Genomic DNA, 15,218 nt, shown 5'->3' on the forward strand with positions numbered 1-15,218 from the left:
GTTTTCATCACCGAACCGGACTTATCCGCCCATGCGCCGTCTTCCGTTGCTTGCGCTTGCCGCCATGCTGGCCGCCGCTCCCGCCGTCGCGGCGGACAAGAAAGCACCGCCCAAGAAGGAACCCGAAGCCGCCAAGCCCGCCGGCGAAATTCCGGCCCAGTCCCAAAAGGGTGTGTGGGGCGGCGGTCCGGTGGTGACCAAGGACGGCGGCTTTTCCTTCTGCAAGGTGGAAAGCCGGTTCGAACAGGGGCATCTGCTGCTGATCGCCCGCAACCAGCCGGGCGAGATCAACATCGGTCTGGGCATTCCCGGCGCCACCCTGCCGCCGAGCCAGAAATGGAAGATCACCCTGACCATCGACGGCAAGACCAAGCGGGAGCGGGAGGCGGTGGCCCCCCAGGGCGACCTGCTGGTCATCCCCCAGGGCAAGGATGATGACTTCTACACCGCCCTGATGGCCGGCAGCGTCCTGCGCATCCAGTCCGACACCGACAACGTGGCGTTCGAGCTGAAGGGCACCAAGAAGCTGCTGGGCGACCTGAAGACCTGCGCCGACACGTCGGGCAAGGAAAACAGCCTGCCCCCGCCGCTGCCGCCGCCGCCGCTGCCCTATCCGCAGGCGCTGACCGCCATCTTGTCGGCGGCGGGCTTCCGCGATCTGGTCCCGGTCAGCTTCGACGACATCCCCCCCGGCCAGCGGCCCGCCGATTACGCCTGGCGCTTCGGCTCCGTCATGGGCGGCGTCGAGGAGCGGGAGGTCATCAGCGACAGCTCCCTGGAGGAGTTGAGCCAGGGCTATGCCACGGCGCTGAAGGACAAGTGTGCCGGCCAGGGCAGCGTCACCATCGGCCAGGAAGAAACCCTGGAGGGCCTGAGCCTGCGCACCGGCAGCGTGGAATGCGTCACCGCCGACCGCAAGATCCACGTGGCGATGCTGTTCTATCTGACCAAGAGCAAGCTGTTCACCGTGTTCTTCCACGAAGGCGGAGAGGCGGAACGCGCGGTCGTCGATACGGCCCGCGACAACCTGACCAACGTCATCCGCACCCTGGCGAAGACGCCGCCCAAGGCCGACAAGCCCAAGGCCGACGCCAAGCCGGAAGCCAAACCGGAAACCAAGCCCGAGCCGAAGAAGAACTGACGGTCCGGGGGGCGTTGAACAGTGCGGGGCCGGCGGTCAATGGACCGCCGGCCCCGTCTGTTTCGGCTGGATCTTGCTCTGCCGGTTCAGCTCCAGCAGGTAATCGCCGCCCTGATCATAGCCGGCGGTGCGGACCACGCCGTACTGCGGGGTCTGCGGCACCTCCCGCGTCACGTCCTCGCGCACCTGAAGGAACAGGTTGTAGCCCTCGGCGTCGGACGGCAGACCGCCGATGCGGGTCAGCAGGGCGGCGGCAAAGGGTGAATTCACCTCTCCGTCCGCCACCGGCTCGTCGCCGCCCGACGACATGGCCATCACCGAACGGCGCTGGCGCAGCTCGTCCCGCGTCAGGGCCTTCAGCGCCGCGGCATCGACCTTCTGTTCCTTGGTGAAGGAGCCGGAATAGCAACTGTCCGACACCAGCATCACGTGCTTGGCCGGCATGCGGCTGAGGAAGCGGGCGATGTCGTTGTTGGACAGCCAGTTGCGCGCGCTGTCGGTGCCGGCGTCGGCGGGCAGCCAATAGCCGGTGCCGGTCTCGGTGATCTCGTAGCCGTGGCCGGCATAATAGACCACCACCTTGTCCTGTTCGTTGACCTCGCGCCCCAGGGCGCGCAGGGCGGCGGCGATCTCCATCTTGCCGGGGTTGCGCAGGACGCGGGTTTCATAGCCCAGGGTCTCGCTCAGCGCCCGGCCCACGGCGGCCACGTCGGCGGGCGGGGTGCCCAGCGTGGGAATGCCGGGGTTGGCATAGGTATCCACCGCGATCATCAGCGCGATGCGGCGCGGCTTGACCGGGGCCGGTTCGGCACCGGTGGCGGCGGTATCGGCGGCGATGGTGATGACCTGTTCGGTCTTCTGCCCCTTGTCATCGACGATGGTCAGGGTGGCCTGGGTCTCGCCGGGATCGACGGGAATGCTGGTGCGGAACTGGCCGTTCTCGTCGATGAAGACCCAGCGGCCGTTGACCCGCGCCTCGGCCACGCCCTCGCTTCCCTCCACGATGCCGCGCAGGGTGACGCCGGTCCCGCGGGTGCGACCGGCGGAAAACCGCGCGATCCGCGGCGGAGCCGCCGGCCCGTCGGCCCGGCGGAACAGGTCATAGGCGGCGGGGTCGCGGATCAGCTCGCTCAGCGCGCCGCTGAACGTCTGGGTCCGCTGTTCCCGCTCCACCCGCTGGGTCATGACCAGATAGGTGCGGGCGGTGTCGGCGTCGGCCCCGGCGTCCTTCAGCGCCTTCTTGACCTCGGCATAGGCCGGCTGTCCGGTGGCGGCGACGGTTTCCAGGGCGGCGCCCACCCGCCGGGCCACCGGGTCGGGGCTGGCCTTCAGCCCGCTGACGATGGCGGCGGCGGGGACGTTCTGGAACACCGCCTTCTGCTCCTCCACCGTCAGGCGCCCGGCGGCGACGGTCTGGACGGCGGCGGCGAGGTTTCCGTTCGCGGCGGCCTGGGCCACTGTGGCGGCGGCGGCCTGCACGCGGGGAGCGGCCAGAACCTCGGGACCGGGCTGGGCCAGGGTCGCCCCCTCCCGCCGGGCGGCGGTGGCGGCGGTGGTGAACACCGCCGTGCCCCCCGACGCCAGGGCAACCGATGCCGGGGTGTTGTGCGGCGGCCCTTGGAACGGGGCTTGAGCAACCGGGACGGGCGAGTGGGGCGGACCGAGCGGCGGGGCGGGGGGCTGAACCGGGGGCGGGGCACCCTGGACGGTGTGCAGCACCCGCTCCACCGCCGTGCTCAGGGTGCCCGGAACGGTGGTGGTGGTGGTGCCGGCCGTCACCGGCGGCGGCGGGGGAGCCGGCGGATGGGTGGCGACCGGCGGATCGGGTGTGGGCGGAGACACCGGCGGCTGGGTGACGGGCGGCTGGGTGACCGGGGGTTGTGTGACGGGCGGATCGGTCACGGGCGGGTCCGTGACCGGCGGCTGTGTGACCGGCGGATCGGTTGTGGGCGGAGACACCGGGGGCTGGGGCGGCGGCGGCGGAGGGGGCGGCGGCGGGACGGGCGGCGACGGGGTGTTGGCGAACAGGAACTGGTTGCCCGGCGCGGTGATGGAGGACGGCGGGTCGCCGGTCCACGTCCGGCCATAGAGCGTGCCGCCGCTCAGGCCCCCGGTGGTGATCTGCGTGTCATCGGCGGAATAGATCAGCCACCGCCCGGTGCCCAGCGTGAACACCCCCGCCCCGGCGCCGTTGCGGAACGCACCTGCGGCGGACAGGGCGATCGAGCCCGTGCCCGACACCGCCATGGCGGTGGCCCCGTTCAGGGTCAGATCGCCCGCGGTGCGGATGCTGATGTCACCGTTGAGGGTATCCGTGCCGATGGCCCCGTCCACCAGCAGCCCCGTGCCGGCGTTCTCGAACCGGAAGGCGCCGCCACGGGTGATGGCGCCCAGCCGGGACACCGTGTTCGATGCCCCGCTGCCGGCCAGCAGGATGTCGCCGCCCGCCGCGATGGTCAGTTGCCCCACACCGGTCAGGGCCGCCGTCTGCTCCAGCGTGCCGCCGGTGGTCAGGGAAAGCGTGGTGCCGTTGACGGTCAGCCCCGCGGTGCCGCCGACGGTGCCGATCATCAGCCCGTCGCTGTCCCGGTAGGTGACGGTGCCGGTGTTGCCGGCCAGGGTCAGCACGTTGTTGCCGGCGTCGGTCAGGGTATGGGTGCCGCCGCCGCCTAGCAGCCGCAGGGCCGCCGCCCGGATGGCCGCGCTCTGGGTGGCGGTGCCCGAGGTTTCCAGCGTCAGGGTGTTCAGCCCGGTATCGAGGGTGCCGCCGATGGCGATGCCGCCGCCGGGGCTGCGCAGGTGCAGGGTGTCGGAAAAGGTCAGGGCGCCGCCGGTGGTGATGGCGCCGGTCCCATCCGCCCGCCCAATGGTGATGGCGGAAAACCCGTCCTTCAGCACCGCCAGCGAGGCGGATGTCAGCGACAGCGATCCCGCCCCGGACCCCAGCCCGATGGTGGTGGAGGCGGTGAGCGGAGCGATGGTCAGGGTGCCGCCGCTCTGGATCTCCGGCGAGCCGGTGCGGGCCAGCACCATGGAATCCGCCGTCAGGGTGATGTCGGCACTGGCCGTGCCGGTCAGCGCGCCCTTGCCGATCCTGGTGCTTCCCGACAGGGTGAGGCCGGTGGCCCCCGGCCCGGTGCCGGCGGTGCCGGTCAGGGTGATGGCGCCGGTCAGCGACTGGACCTTCGGGCTGCCGGCCCCGGTGTTTTCCGTGCCGATGCCGGCGACATTGCTGTCGGACGAGGTTCCGGCGGTGCCGCTCAGGGAGATGGCGCCGCCGCCCGTGGCCTGGACCGTGGCGTTGCCCAGCAGCCGCAGCCCCCAGGCGGAAGTGGAATTGCCGGTGGATGCCGTGCCGGTGATGGAGATGGCGGTGCCCGACGGGGCGGCGGAGGTGAGCGTCAGCGTGCCGCTCTGGGCGTCGATCAGCACGCCGCTCTGGGTGCCCGCCCCCGACCGCGCCACCCCGTCCAGCAGGATGGCGCCGGTGCCGGCGTTCAGCGCCGTGGTGCCGGTCAGGGCGATGCCGTGGCTGTTGGTCAGGCCCGTATAGCCCGTGCCGCGCAGGGTGATGGCGCCGCCGCCGGTCAGGATGGTGCTGCCGGCGATGCCGATGCCGGCGGGGTTGGTGGCGGTGCCGACCGCCGGGCCGGTGGGGGTGTCGCCGCTGGACGGCACCCCGCCGCCCATGGTCAGCGCCCCGCCGTTGGTGGTGATGGCGGCGCTGGTCAGCACAACCGCCCCGGCGCCGCTGCGTGCGGCGTTCAGCACCACCGCGCGGTTCTGGGTGGTGATGCTGCTGCCGGACTGAAGCGTGACGGAATCCCCGGCCTGCAGCGTGATGGTCCCGGCCTCGGTCCCCGATCCGGTGGACAGGGCACCGCTGACCAGGATCTTCCCCGACGGGTCGCCGTTGCCGATGGTGACGGCATCCTTGAACGCCGCCGTGGCGACCGTGATGGTCCCCGACCCGTCGGCCCGCCCGATGTGGATCATGGAGAACCCGTCCTGCAGCGCCGCCAGGGTGGCGGCGGTCAGCGGGAAGCTGCCGGTGCTGCCCCCCACCGTGACCGATGCCGACAGATCGGCGGGGCGCAGGGTCAGGTCGCCATGGCCCTGCACCGATGCCGTGCTGTCCAGGGTCAGTTCGTCGGCTTCCAGGGTGATGGCGCCGGTGGCCGCCGCCCCGCCGATCTGGGCGGTGCTGTCGGCCCAGATGCCGCGCAGGCTGGTGTTGGGGTTGATGCCGCGCAGGCTGATGGGGGCCGTGCCGGACGACAGGATGTGGGCGCCGCTGGCGATCTGGATGCCGTAATCGCTGAACAGGCCCCCGGTGTTGCTGCCCCCCGATCCGTCCAGGCTGATGGCGCCGCTGGTGGATTGCACGGTGGTGCCGCTGCCCACCACGATGCCGGTGTTGCCGGTCCCGTTGGCATGGCTCCCGCGGCCGATCAGGGTGATGGCCCCGCTGGTGGTGGTGATGGTGGTGCCGGACGTCTCGATCCCGCGGTTGGAGCCGTTGGCGCCGTCGCTGCCGCCGTCGCCCGCGATGCGGATGGCCCCGGCCCCGGTGGTGATGGTGGCCCCGCTGAGAGAGACGCCGCGGTTCGCTTCCCCCGTGATCGACCCCAGCCCGATGGCGGCGGTGGTGGCCGGGTTCAGCCCGCCGCCGATGGTCAGGCTGCCGCCGTTGGTGTCGATGGTGGCGCCGCTGATGCGCACCCGTCCCGGTGCCGTGTCGTTTTCCGCGTGCGCGTTCAGCACCAGGCCGAGCGTCCCGGCGGTGGAGGTGATGTCGGCGTTGACGATCACGTCCCGGCTGGCCTTCAGCGTCAGGGTGGAATTGCCGCCCGACGTCTTGGTGATGGCATCGCTGACGGTGATGGTGCCGGTGCCGCCGCTGCCGGCGCTGGTGGTGATCTCCACGCTGCTGTTGGCCGCCAGCGCGTCGGCGATCACGCTGGGGTGGATGACCGAGACCGAGCCGGTGGGGGCATGGGTGCCGCCGATGGGCGTGGTGCTGCCGCCGGTGGAGATGGTGATGTCCGCCGGGTCCAGCAGCCACACCCCCGCCGCGCCGTTCACGGCCCCGGTGCGCACCATGCCGGTGGCGGCCAGCGTCTGCCTGCCCGAAGTTTCGACGAAGCCGCCGTCGCCGCCCCGCGGCCCGCCGGTGGCGGTGATGGTGCCGGCAAAGGCGGTGGCACGGTCGGCCCATACCACCACCGACCCGCCGCGCCCGGCATCGGTGGCGTCGGCGGCCAGCGTGGCGCCGGATTCCACCACGGTGGTCTCGGCGGTGGGAATCGGTTTGCGCGCCGGGCGGATATGATAGCCGGCCAGGGTGGCGGCGTCGGCGGTCCCGCCCATGGCATCGCCGCCCACCCGGATCGGACCGCCGCCCGCGGGGCCGGTGGTGTCGATGCGGGCACCGGTGCGCACGGCCACGGCCCTGCCGGTCACGGTGACGGCCCCGCCGGTCTCACCTGCCGCACGGCCCGCGGCGTCCAGGGTGCCCGACACCTCCACCGTGCCGTCGTCGCCCGACAGCACGATCTCTCCGTTTTCTTCGCGTACCGAGCGGGCCTGGACGTGGCCGCTCATGTCGATCACCCTGTCCACGATGCCGCGGGCCGACGCCGCCGACAGCCGGACCCGTCCGGCGTCGGCGAAGATTTTGCCGGAATTCTCCACCAGCGCCTTGGCCGGCTTGCCCCCGTGACCCACCGGCTGGGCGTCGGTCTTGGCGTCCACCGCCAGATTGATCTTCTGATCGCCGTAGAGATCCACGACGAAGGCGCGGCCCGACGCCAGTTCCACCGATCCCAGCCGGGCGTCGATCGTGCCGCGGTTCGCCACGCCGGGGGCGACGAAGGCGGCCAGCCCGGCGTTGCGCACGGTGATGCTGCCCTCGTTCTCCACCATGGCGGCAGCACCGGCCTGCCCCTCGAACGCGAAGCGTCCGGCCATGAAATCGTCCGCCCGGATGGTGTGGGTGGTGGCGAGCAGCCCGCCCACGTCCACCTGCGCCGTGGGGCCGAAGAAGATGCCGTGGGGATTGACCAGCCACACCTGACCGTTGGCGCTCAGCCGCCCCATGATCTCCGACGGGTTGGGGCCGGTGACGCGGTTGAGCGTGATGGCCTCGGGGCCGGGCTGGCGGAAGCGGGTGTGCTCCCCCGGTCCGATGCTGAAGGATTGCCAGTCGATCACCGCCCGCCCGCTGTCCTGGCGGATGTCCACCTGTCCGGGGCCGGGGCGTTCGATCACCGCCTGACCGGCGATGACCCGCCCATCCTCGGGGTTGGCCCACGCGGATCCGGCGCCCAGTACAAGTCCCGCTGCCCCGGCCAGGGCGGTGGTGGAGCGCTGGAATGTGCGGGCAGGATGGGGGGGGCGCATCAGAAGCGGCTGGACAGGGTGAAGAACACGCGCGCCTTGCGGTCGTCGGCGGCGTCGGGGGTGCGGATCAAGGGTTTCGCCACCTCCACCGCGCCGTCCAGCCGCTCCAGCAGCCCGGCCCGCAGGCCGATGCCGGACGAGGCCAGCGACCGGCGCCCGTGCCGGCTGCCGCTTTCGTAATTCCACACCGCGCCGTAATCGGCGAACCCGTAGAGCATGGCGTAATCCACCCCCGGCAGCGGCGCCGGTATCAGGTATTGCGCCTCCGTCCGGGACGAGAACCCGTTGTCGCCGGTGATCTCGGACGAATCGAAGGCACGCCCATAGATCTTGCCGCCGATACCGAATTCCTCGGAAGACAAAAGTTGATCGGGGCTGTACTGGCCTTCGCCCGCCACGACGATGGTGATGGTGTCTGTAACCTTCTGGTTGCGCTGGGCGGTGGCGGTGATCTTGCGGAAATCGGGCCGTCCGCCGCTGCGGCTGAGGCCGGTGGCCCCGCTGGGGCTGGCGTTCAGGATCTCCAGCCCCTTGGAAAGCTGGACCTGGAACAGGTTGGTGCCGCCCCATCCGTCCGACACGTCGTAGGACAGGCCCACGGCGGCGATGCGCACCCGGTCCTCGGTGTAATCCTGCCCCAGCAGCAGCGTGCGGCTGTCGCGCAGGATGATGGACACTTCGCCGCGCAGGGTCTCCGCCCGGCTGCGGATGAAGGGGTGGCTGACGCCCACCCGCGCCGTGGTGGTCAGGCTGGACAGGTCCAGCGTCTTCAGCGTGTCGCCGGGCCGCGACCACGACCGCCGCAGGCCCACGTCCACCATGGTTCCCTCGGCATCCACCGGCACCGCGTGGGCGGCGTCGAGATAGCGCATCTCGCGGATCTCGCTGGTCACGATGCCCTGCACCGTGGTGCGTTCGAACAGGCCCAACTGGTCCTCGGCGGTGGCCGAGGCGGTGAACTGGTGCCGCCCGGCCGAGCGGGTGCCGCGGTTGTCCACCGCCGCGAAGCCCGACAGCGGCGTGCGCTCCAGCGCCAGCGTCAGGACCGAGCCGCCGGGCACACCCCTGGCCGGTTCCAGCACCGTGCGCACGGTCACGCCGGGCAGATCGTCGGCCAGCAGGGCGTAACGCTCCATCACGTCCATGCGCAGCGGGCGGGCGGCCTTGATCTTCTCCCCCATGGCGTGGAGCAGGCCCAGCCGGTCGGCGGCCTCGCCCCGGATGACCACCTCGTGGACGAAGCCCTCCACCACCTCCAGCCGCACGGCACCGCCGCGGATGCGCTGGGCCGGCACGATGGCCTGCGACAGCGCATAGCCGGCATCGCGGTACTTGGCGGTGATGGCATCGCGCACGGCGTAGAGATCGGCCAGCGTCACCGGGCGGTTCAGCAGCCCTTCCCACAGCGGGCGCAGGGTGCTGTCGTCATAGACGCTGTTCCCCGTCACCGTCACCGCCGACAGGGTGAAGGTGATGCGCTGGGCGTCCTTGGGCGGCGGGGCCTGTTCCGGGGCCGGCATCTCGATCTCGGGCTGGGACTGCGGCTGCGCCGGGGTGGTGAAGCGCTGGTCCAGCCGGTTGGGATCGAGGGAGGGGGGCAGGGTGGGCATCGTCTGGGCGAACCCGGTCTGGACAAGAGCGGGCGCACCGGCCAGCAGGACGGCGGCAAGGATGGAAAGAGGGCGGCGGGGGCGGGGCATCGTCACTTCTCGGTCAGGGCGGTGACGCCGGCCCAGCCGGGCGGCGGGGGCCGGGGGGCGTGGGCGTCCGCCTTGCGGGCCATGACGGCGGCGGCCTTGTCGGTGGCGGCCAGGGCGTGGAAGCCGGCGGCGGCCTCGGCGAAGCGCCCGGCGCGCCAGTGGGCCAGCGCCTCGGCATAGGCGGCGCGGCGGGCGGTGTCCGCCGGGTCGGCGCGGCGTTCGGGGGCGAGCGGTTCATAGACGGTCACCGGCTCGTTCCGGCCCACCACCTGCACCGTGTCCAGCTCGCGGAAGGCGCCGGGGTCGCCGTAGAGCGCCATGGTCTCTGCGCTGACCATCAGGGCGGTGCCATAGCCCTTGTTCGCCCCTTCCAGCCGGGAGGCGAGGTTGGCGGTGTCGCCCATGACCGTGTAGTTGAACCGGCGGGGGGAGCCGATGTTGCCGATCAGCGCCACCCCGGTGGCGATGCCGGTGCGGTTGGACCCGCGGTGGCCGCTCTCCGCCGCCAGCAGGGTGGGGTCGGCGTCCATGGCCCGCGCCATGGCGATGGCGGCGTCCACCGCCGACCGGGCGTGGTTGGCGGTGCGGTACGGGGCGCCGAACACCGCCAGCACCGCATCGCCGATGTATTTGTCCACGAAGCCGCCATGCTCCTCGATGATGTCGGTCATCACGGTGAAATAGCGGTTCAGCACCGACACGAGCTGTTCGGGGTCCATGCCCTCGGACATGCGGGTGAAGCCGGCGATGTCGCAGAACATGATCGACACGGCGCGGTTTTCCCCGCCCAGTTGCGGCGACTGGCCGGATGCGATCATCTCGTCGATCAGCGGGGCCGGCAGGTACAGGCGGAACGCCTGGCGGATCTGGCGCTGGTCGCGGTCCAGCACCGCGAAGCGGAACAGCAGCAGCAGCGGAAAGGCCACCGCCGCGGCCACCACCCCTTGCAGCAGCGGCAGCACCGTGCCGCCGTGGAACGCCGCCACCGTCCCCCCGCACCACAGCACCAGCACCGCCAGAAGCCCCATGCCGGCGGGCAGCGGGGCGGCGGCCAGGGTCAGCGCCGCCGCCACCCCGGCCACCGCCAGCACCAGCCCGGCGGCGGTGGTGCGGTCCACCTCGCCCAAGGCGTTCCGGGCGATGACGTTGCCGATGGCGGCGGCGTGGATGAACACGCCGGGGATGGTGTCGCGGCGCAGATCGGTGCGGTACAGCCCCGCCATCACCGGCAGGGTGCAGCGGGGCGGCAGGTTCAGCCCCTCCGGCTTGGTGACCCAGCGGGCGGAGGACAGCTTGCGGTCCTCCACATCCAGCACCGTGCCCACCAGCACCACTTTTCCGGCGAAATTCCGCTGGAAATAGGCGCTGTCGCCGGTCTCGGCACAGGCCAGCAGGTCGGCCAGGGAATAGGCGGGGATGGCCCCGGCGGTGGTGGGGTGGTTGACCAGCAGCGTGTCGCCGTCCCCGCCGGGGATGGTGTAGCCGCCGATGCTCATGCGGCCGTCCGCCCCCCGTTGCAGCGGCGCATCCAGGGCGCGGGCGGCGATGTCCATGGCGAAGGAGGGTTCGGGCCGCGGCCTGCCGTCCGGTCCGGTCACGTCCAGGGTCAGCGGCACCCGCCGCAGCACGCCGTCGGGGTCTTCCACCAGATTGACCGAGCGGATGTTGGACGCCCCGCCCACGGCGATGGCCTGCCCGCGGTAGGGCAGCAGGGGTTCCTCCTGATGCTGCACCTTGGCCAGCACCAGCGCACCGGCCCGGCTCACCCCGCGCAGGGCCAGAAGATAGTCGCGCTCGAACCCCGGAATCAGCGTCTCGACCGAGGTTGGCTGGATCAGATCCAGCCCGATCACCTTGGCCCCGCCCTGGTGCAGGGCGGTCAGCACCGTGCCCAGCTTGGGCGCCCACAGCGCCTGGGGCGTGCCGGCGAAGGGAGCGCGGCGGTAGGTTTCCTCGTCGATGCCGACCACCACCACCGGCGTGCCGGGCGGGGCCGGCTGCGGCCCGTAAACCTTTTCGCGCAAGAGATAGAGGGCGTCGATGCCCGGCCCCTGGAGCGGGCCGTACAGCCCCATGGCCACCAGTGTTCCCGCCAGCGCCGCTCCGGCCCCCGCCAGCAGCAGAAGCAGCGTGCGCCCCATCCGCCGTCCCATGCCCCCGATCCCCCCTTATCCCCGGTCCCCTCCCGCGGCCTCCACCGCCGGCCCCCACCGCCGGCCCCCACCGCCGATGGGGGGTTAGAACCGCAGCAGCCGGCCCAGCGCCGGGCCGCCCTCGTCCTTGGCCTGGGGGTCGATCTGGACGATTAGGAACTTCTCGCCCGCGCTGATCCTGTAGAGGGCGCCGGGGACCAGCCCCGTGCCGCCCTTCGCCATGTCCAGGACCGAGCCGGCCACCTCGACGGTCAGGGGCGGCGTCTCCTCGTCCAGCCGTTCGATGGTGACCGGGCCGGGGCTGGACAGCGCCAGCACCGGGCGGGTCTTGAGCAGCGTCACCTGGGCGGCGGGCAGCGGTGGTTTGGCGCCGGGCACGGTGATGGCGGGCACGCTGCGGAACACGGTGACCCCGGCCTTGCCCGCTTCGTTGACGGCCAGCGCCAGCTTGCCGCCGCCGCACGACGGCTGGGCGGTGCGTTCCACCAGCCCGCCGTTGACGGTGGATTCCTTCGCCCCCACGGTCACGGTGCCGCCGGTGATGGTTTCGGTGACGCAGGACGCCAGATAGCTGATGCTGAGAACCTGCCCCGGCGCCAGCGACAGCGTTTGTCCCGCCGCCAGATAGTCCAGCGGCTGCACACCGGGCAGGGTGCCGGTGACGTCTTCCACCAGGGCGGCGGGGGCGGTATCCGCCGCCTGCGCTGCGGCCATGACCCCCAGCGCCACGGTGGCGGCCGCCGTCAGGGTGCGGAGCGTCGCGTTGATGGTGATCGGCATGGTGTTTCGCCTGTCCCTTATCCTGTTCCTGCCGGCGGGATGCGCCGCCGGCAGCCGTGCAGTGTGGCACGGCAACCGGACGGCGCCATCGAATTCGCCATTTCCGCCCGGCGATGCTGCCATCACCGAATACGGGAACGGGACAGGGACGGCAAGCCCACAAGCCCTCTCCCCGGAGCGGGAGAGGGGGATTGCGGACCGGAGGGCCTTACTGGCTCATCAGGAACTTCTCGACCTCCAGGGCGGCCATGCAGCCCATGCCGGCGGCGGTCACCGCCTGGCGGTACACCTTGTCCTTCACGTCGCCCGCGGCGAAGATGCCGGGGACGTTGGTAGCGGTGGAATCGGGGCGGGTGACCAGATAGCCGTCGGAATCCATGTCCAGCTTGCCCCTGAACAGGGCCGTGGCCGGGCTGTGGCCGATGGCGACGAACACGCCGTCAAGGTCGATGGTGCGGGTGGTGGCGTCGGTGGTGCTGCGCAGCCGCACGCCGGTCACGCCGTCGTTGGGGCCGGGGCCGCCGAGGATCTCGTCCACCACGTGGTTCCACACCACCTCCACCTTGGGGTGCTTGAACAGGCGGTCCTGCAGGATGCGTTCGGCGCGGAAGCTGTCGCGGCGGTGGATCACCGTCACCTTGTCCACGATGTTGGCGAGATAGAGCGCCTCTTCCACCGCGCTGTTGCCGCCGCCGACCACCGCCACCCGCTTGCCGCGGAAGAAGAAGCCGTCGCAGGTGGCGCACGCCGACACGCCGCGGCCGTTGTAGCGCTGCTCGCTCTCGATCCCCAGCCAGCGGGCCTGGGCGCCGGTGCACACCACCACGGTGTCGGCGACATAGGTGTCGCCGCTGTCGCCCGTGCACACGAACGGGCGCTTGGTCACGTCGATGTCGGTGATGATGTCGTAGGCCAGCGTGGTGCCCACATGCTCGGCCTGCTTCTGCATCTGCTCCATCAGCCACGGCCCCATGACCGGCTCGGCGAAGCCGGGGTAGTTCTCCACCTCGGTGGTGATGGTCAACTGGCCGCCGGGCTGCAGCCCCTGCACCAGGAGCGGCTGGAGGTTGGCCCGCGCGGTGTAGATGGCGGCGGTGTAGCCCGCCGGGCCGGAACCGATGATGAGAACCTTGGTGTGGTGGGTGGTGGCCATGGGGTCCGTCTCAAGACAAGCGAAAAGGGGTTTCCGCCCACTCATATAGTCCGCCGGGCGGCGGGGCGAAATTACACTGTTCCCTGTGATAATCGCGGCGTCAGCGGGCGGCCATGCGCCGCCGCACCTCCGCCGCGATGCGGGCGGGTTCGTCCAGCGGCGGATAGTCCCAGTGCTCCAGCGCCCCGGTGAAGGGGCGGGCGAGGCCGGCGGCGTAGAGCCCGTCGAGGAAGCGGCGGAACTTGGGCGTTCCCCCCTCCAGCTCGATCACGTGCACGGGCTTGCCGGTGGAGCACGCCTCGCTGACCATGTTGGTGCTGTCGCAGGTGACGACGATGGCGTCGGCCAGCCCCAGATAGGCGAAATAGGGGTTCTCGCCCGTGCCGTCCCACAGGGCCACGTTGCCCGCCGTGCCCAGCCGCGCCCGCAGGATGGCGGCGTTGTCGGCCCCCGTGCGCCGCGAGGTGGTGACCATCAGCCCGGCCCCGCCGTGGGCCAGCGCCGTCAGCCGGTCGGCCACGTCGCCCATGATGATGGGCGTCAGGTGGTACGCCGCACTGCTGCCGCCGATCAGCACCGCCACCCGCGGATGGGGCAGGGCGGCATAGGCCGGCGCGAAACGCCCCGCCGCCGCGGCCAGCACGGCGGGGGTCACGCGGTGCAGCGCGCCCTGGGTGGTGACCACGTTGTCCCCGCGCAGCCGGTCGTGTTCGGGCGGGACCACGAGATCGAAGTGGCGCGGGCTGATTCGCGGATCTTGCAGATAGACGGTGAAGCAGCGCCCCCTTGACGCCTTGCGGATGGCGATCAGGGGGGGAATCGCCTGCCGCCCGCACCCGATGGCGATGTCGGGCCACGGCGGGGCGATGGGGTTGCCCTGGGCGTCCGCGGCAAAGCGCGCGCCGATACGTAAGTAAGGGCTGAGTCGCCGCCAAGGATTGCGCAAATGCACACGCTTGACCACCACCGCCGCGCCCAAAGCCTCCGCCAGGCCCAGGCATTGGTTTTCCATGCCGGCCTTGCCGTCGGTGATGACCCAGCACTGCATCACAGGCCCCTTATCTTTTGCGGCACGGGGCCGCTCTGCCCCGGGGAAAATACGGCATTGCGGAAAATCCGCACGGACTTTCCTGTCTTGCCGCTTGGCGTGGGTGTTCCCACTGTGTAATATCCTTTCCCAGAAGCCACCCCGGAGACTGTTGAGTAAAACATGCGGCGGGTAAAACTCGACCGAATTGACCGGCGTATCCTGCGCGACCTGCAGAATGACGGCCGGATGACCAATGTGGAGCTGGCGCGGCGCGCCGGCATTTCCGCTCCCCCCTGCTTGCGGCGCGTTCGCGCACTGGAAGAATCCGGGTTTATCCGGGGCTATCACGCCGACATCAATCCCGACGCGCTCGGGTTCGGTGTCACCGTGTTCGCTCAGGTCGGATTGTCCAGCCAGGCCGAAGCCGACCTAAAGAAATTCGAGGATCTCGTCAACTCCTGGCCGCTTGTGCGTGAATGCAACATGCTGGCCGGCGAGTTCGATTTCCTGCTGAAGATCGTGGCGGAGGACTGGGACGATTATCAGCGGTTCCTGACAACCAAGCTCACCTGTGCCCCCAACGTGGCCCATGTGAAATCGGCGCTCTCGATCCGTTCGTCCAAGCACGTGCCCGGCGTTCCCATCGACGTCGATTCCCCCGATATCCCCGAGAGCCTCGAGGATGACGAGGACGAAGTGGAGGAGTGATCCTTCGCTGACCGGGATGAAACCGGGACCGCCATGGTGGTTCCGGTTTTTTTCTGGGCCGGTTACGGGAAAGAAGCATTCCTTCACCGTCATCCCGGCGAAAGCTGGGATCCAGAAGGTGCCGCCGCGCCGGAACCGCCGGGATTCCCAT

Annotated in this window: 8 protein-coding genes; 2 read left to right on the top strand and 6 right to left on the bottom strand. The window is 70.9% G+C overall.

The window, feature by feature from the left end:
* Positions 1–31 precede the first annotated feature (31 nt).
* Positions 32–1,141 carry a hypothetical protein gene (locus M2352_RS09015; protein ID WP_264664161.1) on the top strand — a complete coding sequence of 370 codons (1,110 nt, stop codon included), beginning with the start codon at positions 32–34 and terminating at the stop codon, positions 1,139–1,141.
* Between the two features lie 36 nt (positions 1,142–1,177).
* Here M2352_RS09015 and M2352_RS09020 read toward each other — a convergent pair whose 3' ends face one another.
* The 6 genes from M2352_RS09020 to M2352_RS09045 form a co-directional block, all read right to left on the bottom strand.
* Positions 1,178–7,543 carry a two-partner secretion domain-containing protein gene (locus M2352_RS09020; RefSeq protein WP_264664162.1) on the bottom strand — a complete coding sequence of 2,122 codons (6,366 nt, stop codon included), beginning with the start codon at positions 7,541–7,543 and terminating at the stop codon, positions 1,178–1,180.
* Positions 7,543–9,243: a ShlB/FhaC/HecB family hemolysin secretion/activation protein gene (locus M2352_RS09025; protein WP_264664163.1), complete on the bottom strand. Its 1,701-nt coding sequence runs from the start codon at positions 9,241–9,243 to the stop codon at positions 7,543–7,545. Before M2352_RS09025 ends, M2352_RS09020 begins: the two co-directional genes overlap by 1 nt.
* 2 nt (positions 9,244–9,245) lie before the next feature.
* Positions 9,246–11,396: an adenylate/guanylate cyclase domain-containing protein gene (locus M2352_RS09030; protein WP_264664164.1), complete on the bottom strand. Its 2,151-nt coding sequence runs from the start codon at positions 11,394–11,396 to the stop codon at positions 9,246–9,248.
* A gap of 84 nt (positions 11,397–11,480) precedes the next feature.
* Positions 11,481–12,176, bottom strand: a complete 696-nt coding sequence (locus tag M2352_RS09035) for a hypothetical protein (protein WP_264664165.1) — start codon at positions 12,174–12,176, stop codon at positions 11,481–11,483.
* A gap of 208 nt (positions 12,177–12,384) precedes the next feature.
* Entirely contained in the window at positions 12,385–13,329 is a 945-nt protein-coding gene (gene trxB / locus M2352_RS09040; protein ID WP_264664166.1) for a thioredoxin-disulfide reductase, read from the bottom strand.
* A gap of 100 nt (positions 13,330–13,429) precedes the next feature.
* The gene (locus M2352_RS09045) at positions 13,430–14,377 is read right to left on the bottom strand and encodes a mitochondrial fission ELM1 family protein (RefSeq protein ID WP_264664167.1); all 948 of its coding nucleotides are present in this window, start codon (positions 14,375–14,377) and stop codon (positions 13,430–13,432) included.
* A gap of 162 nt (positions 14,378–14,539) precedes the next feature.
* Here M2352_RS09045 and M2352_RS09050 point away from each other — a divergent pair, with 162 nt between their 5' ends.
* Positions 14,540–15,067, top strand: coding sequence for an Lrp/AsnC family transcriptional regulator (locus tag M2352_RS09050; protein WP_264664168.1), 528 nt, complete (start codon positions 14,540–14,542; stop codon positions 15,065–15,067).
* Positions 15,068–15,218: the final 151 nt, after the last annotated feature.

The organism is Azospirillum fermentarium (assembly GCF_025961205.1).
In the GTDB taxonomy this organism is placed as follows: domain Bacteria; phylum Pseudomonadota; class Alphaproteobacteria; order Azospirillales; family Azospirillaceae; genus Azospirillum; species Azospirillum fermentarium.

Bases quoted from the DNA above. Each gene is read 5' to 3' on its own strand.
- M2352_RS09015 (WP_264664161.1), top strand. From the start codon at position 32: ATGCGCCGTCTTCCGTTGCTTGCGCTTGCCGCCATGCTGGCCGCCGCT.
- M2352_RS09020 (WP_264664162.1), bottom strand. From the start codon at position 7,543: ATGCGCCCCCCCCATCCTGCCCGCACATTCCAGCGCTCCACCACCGCC.
- M2352_RS09025 (WP_264664163.1), bottom strand. From the start codon at position 9,243: ATGCCCCGCCCCCGCCGCCCTCTTTCCATCCTTGCCGCCGTCCTGCTG.
- M2352_RS09030 (WP_264664164.1), bottom strand. From the start codon at position 11,396: ATGGGACGGCGGATGGGGCGCACGCTGCTTCTGCTGCTGGCGGGGGCC.
- M2352_RS09035 (WP_264664165.1), bottom strand. From the start codon at position 12,176: ATGCCGATCACCATCAACGCGACGCTCCGCACCCTGACGGCGGCCGCC.
- trxB (WP_264664166.1), bottom strand. From the start codon at position 13,329: ATGGCCACCACCCACCACACCAAGGTTCTCATCATCGGTTCCGGCCCG.
- M2352_RS09045 (WP_264664167.1), bottom strand. From the start codon at position 14,377: ATGCAGTGCTGGGTCATCACCGACGGCAAGGCCGGCATGGAAAACCAA.
- M2352_RS09050 (WP_264664168.1), top strand. From the start codon at position 14,540: ATGCGGCGGGTAAAACTCGACCGAATTGACCGGCGTATCCTGCGCGAC.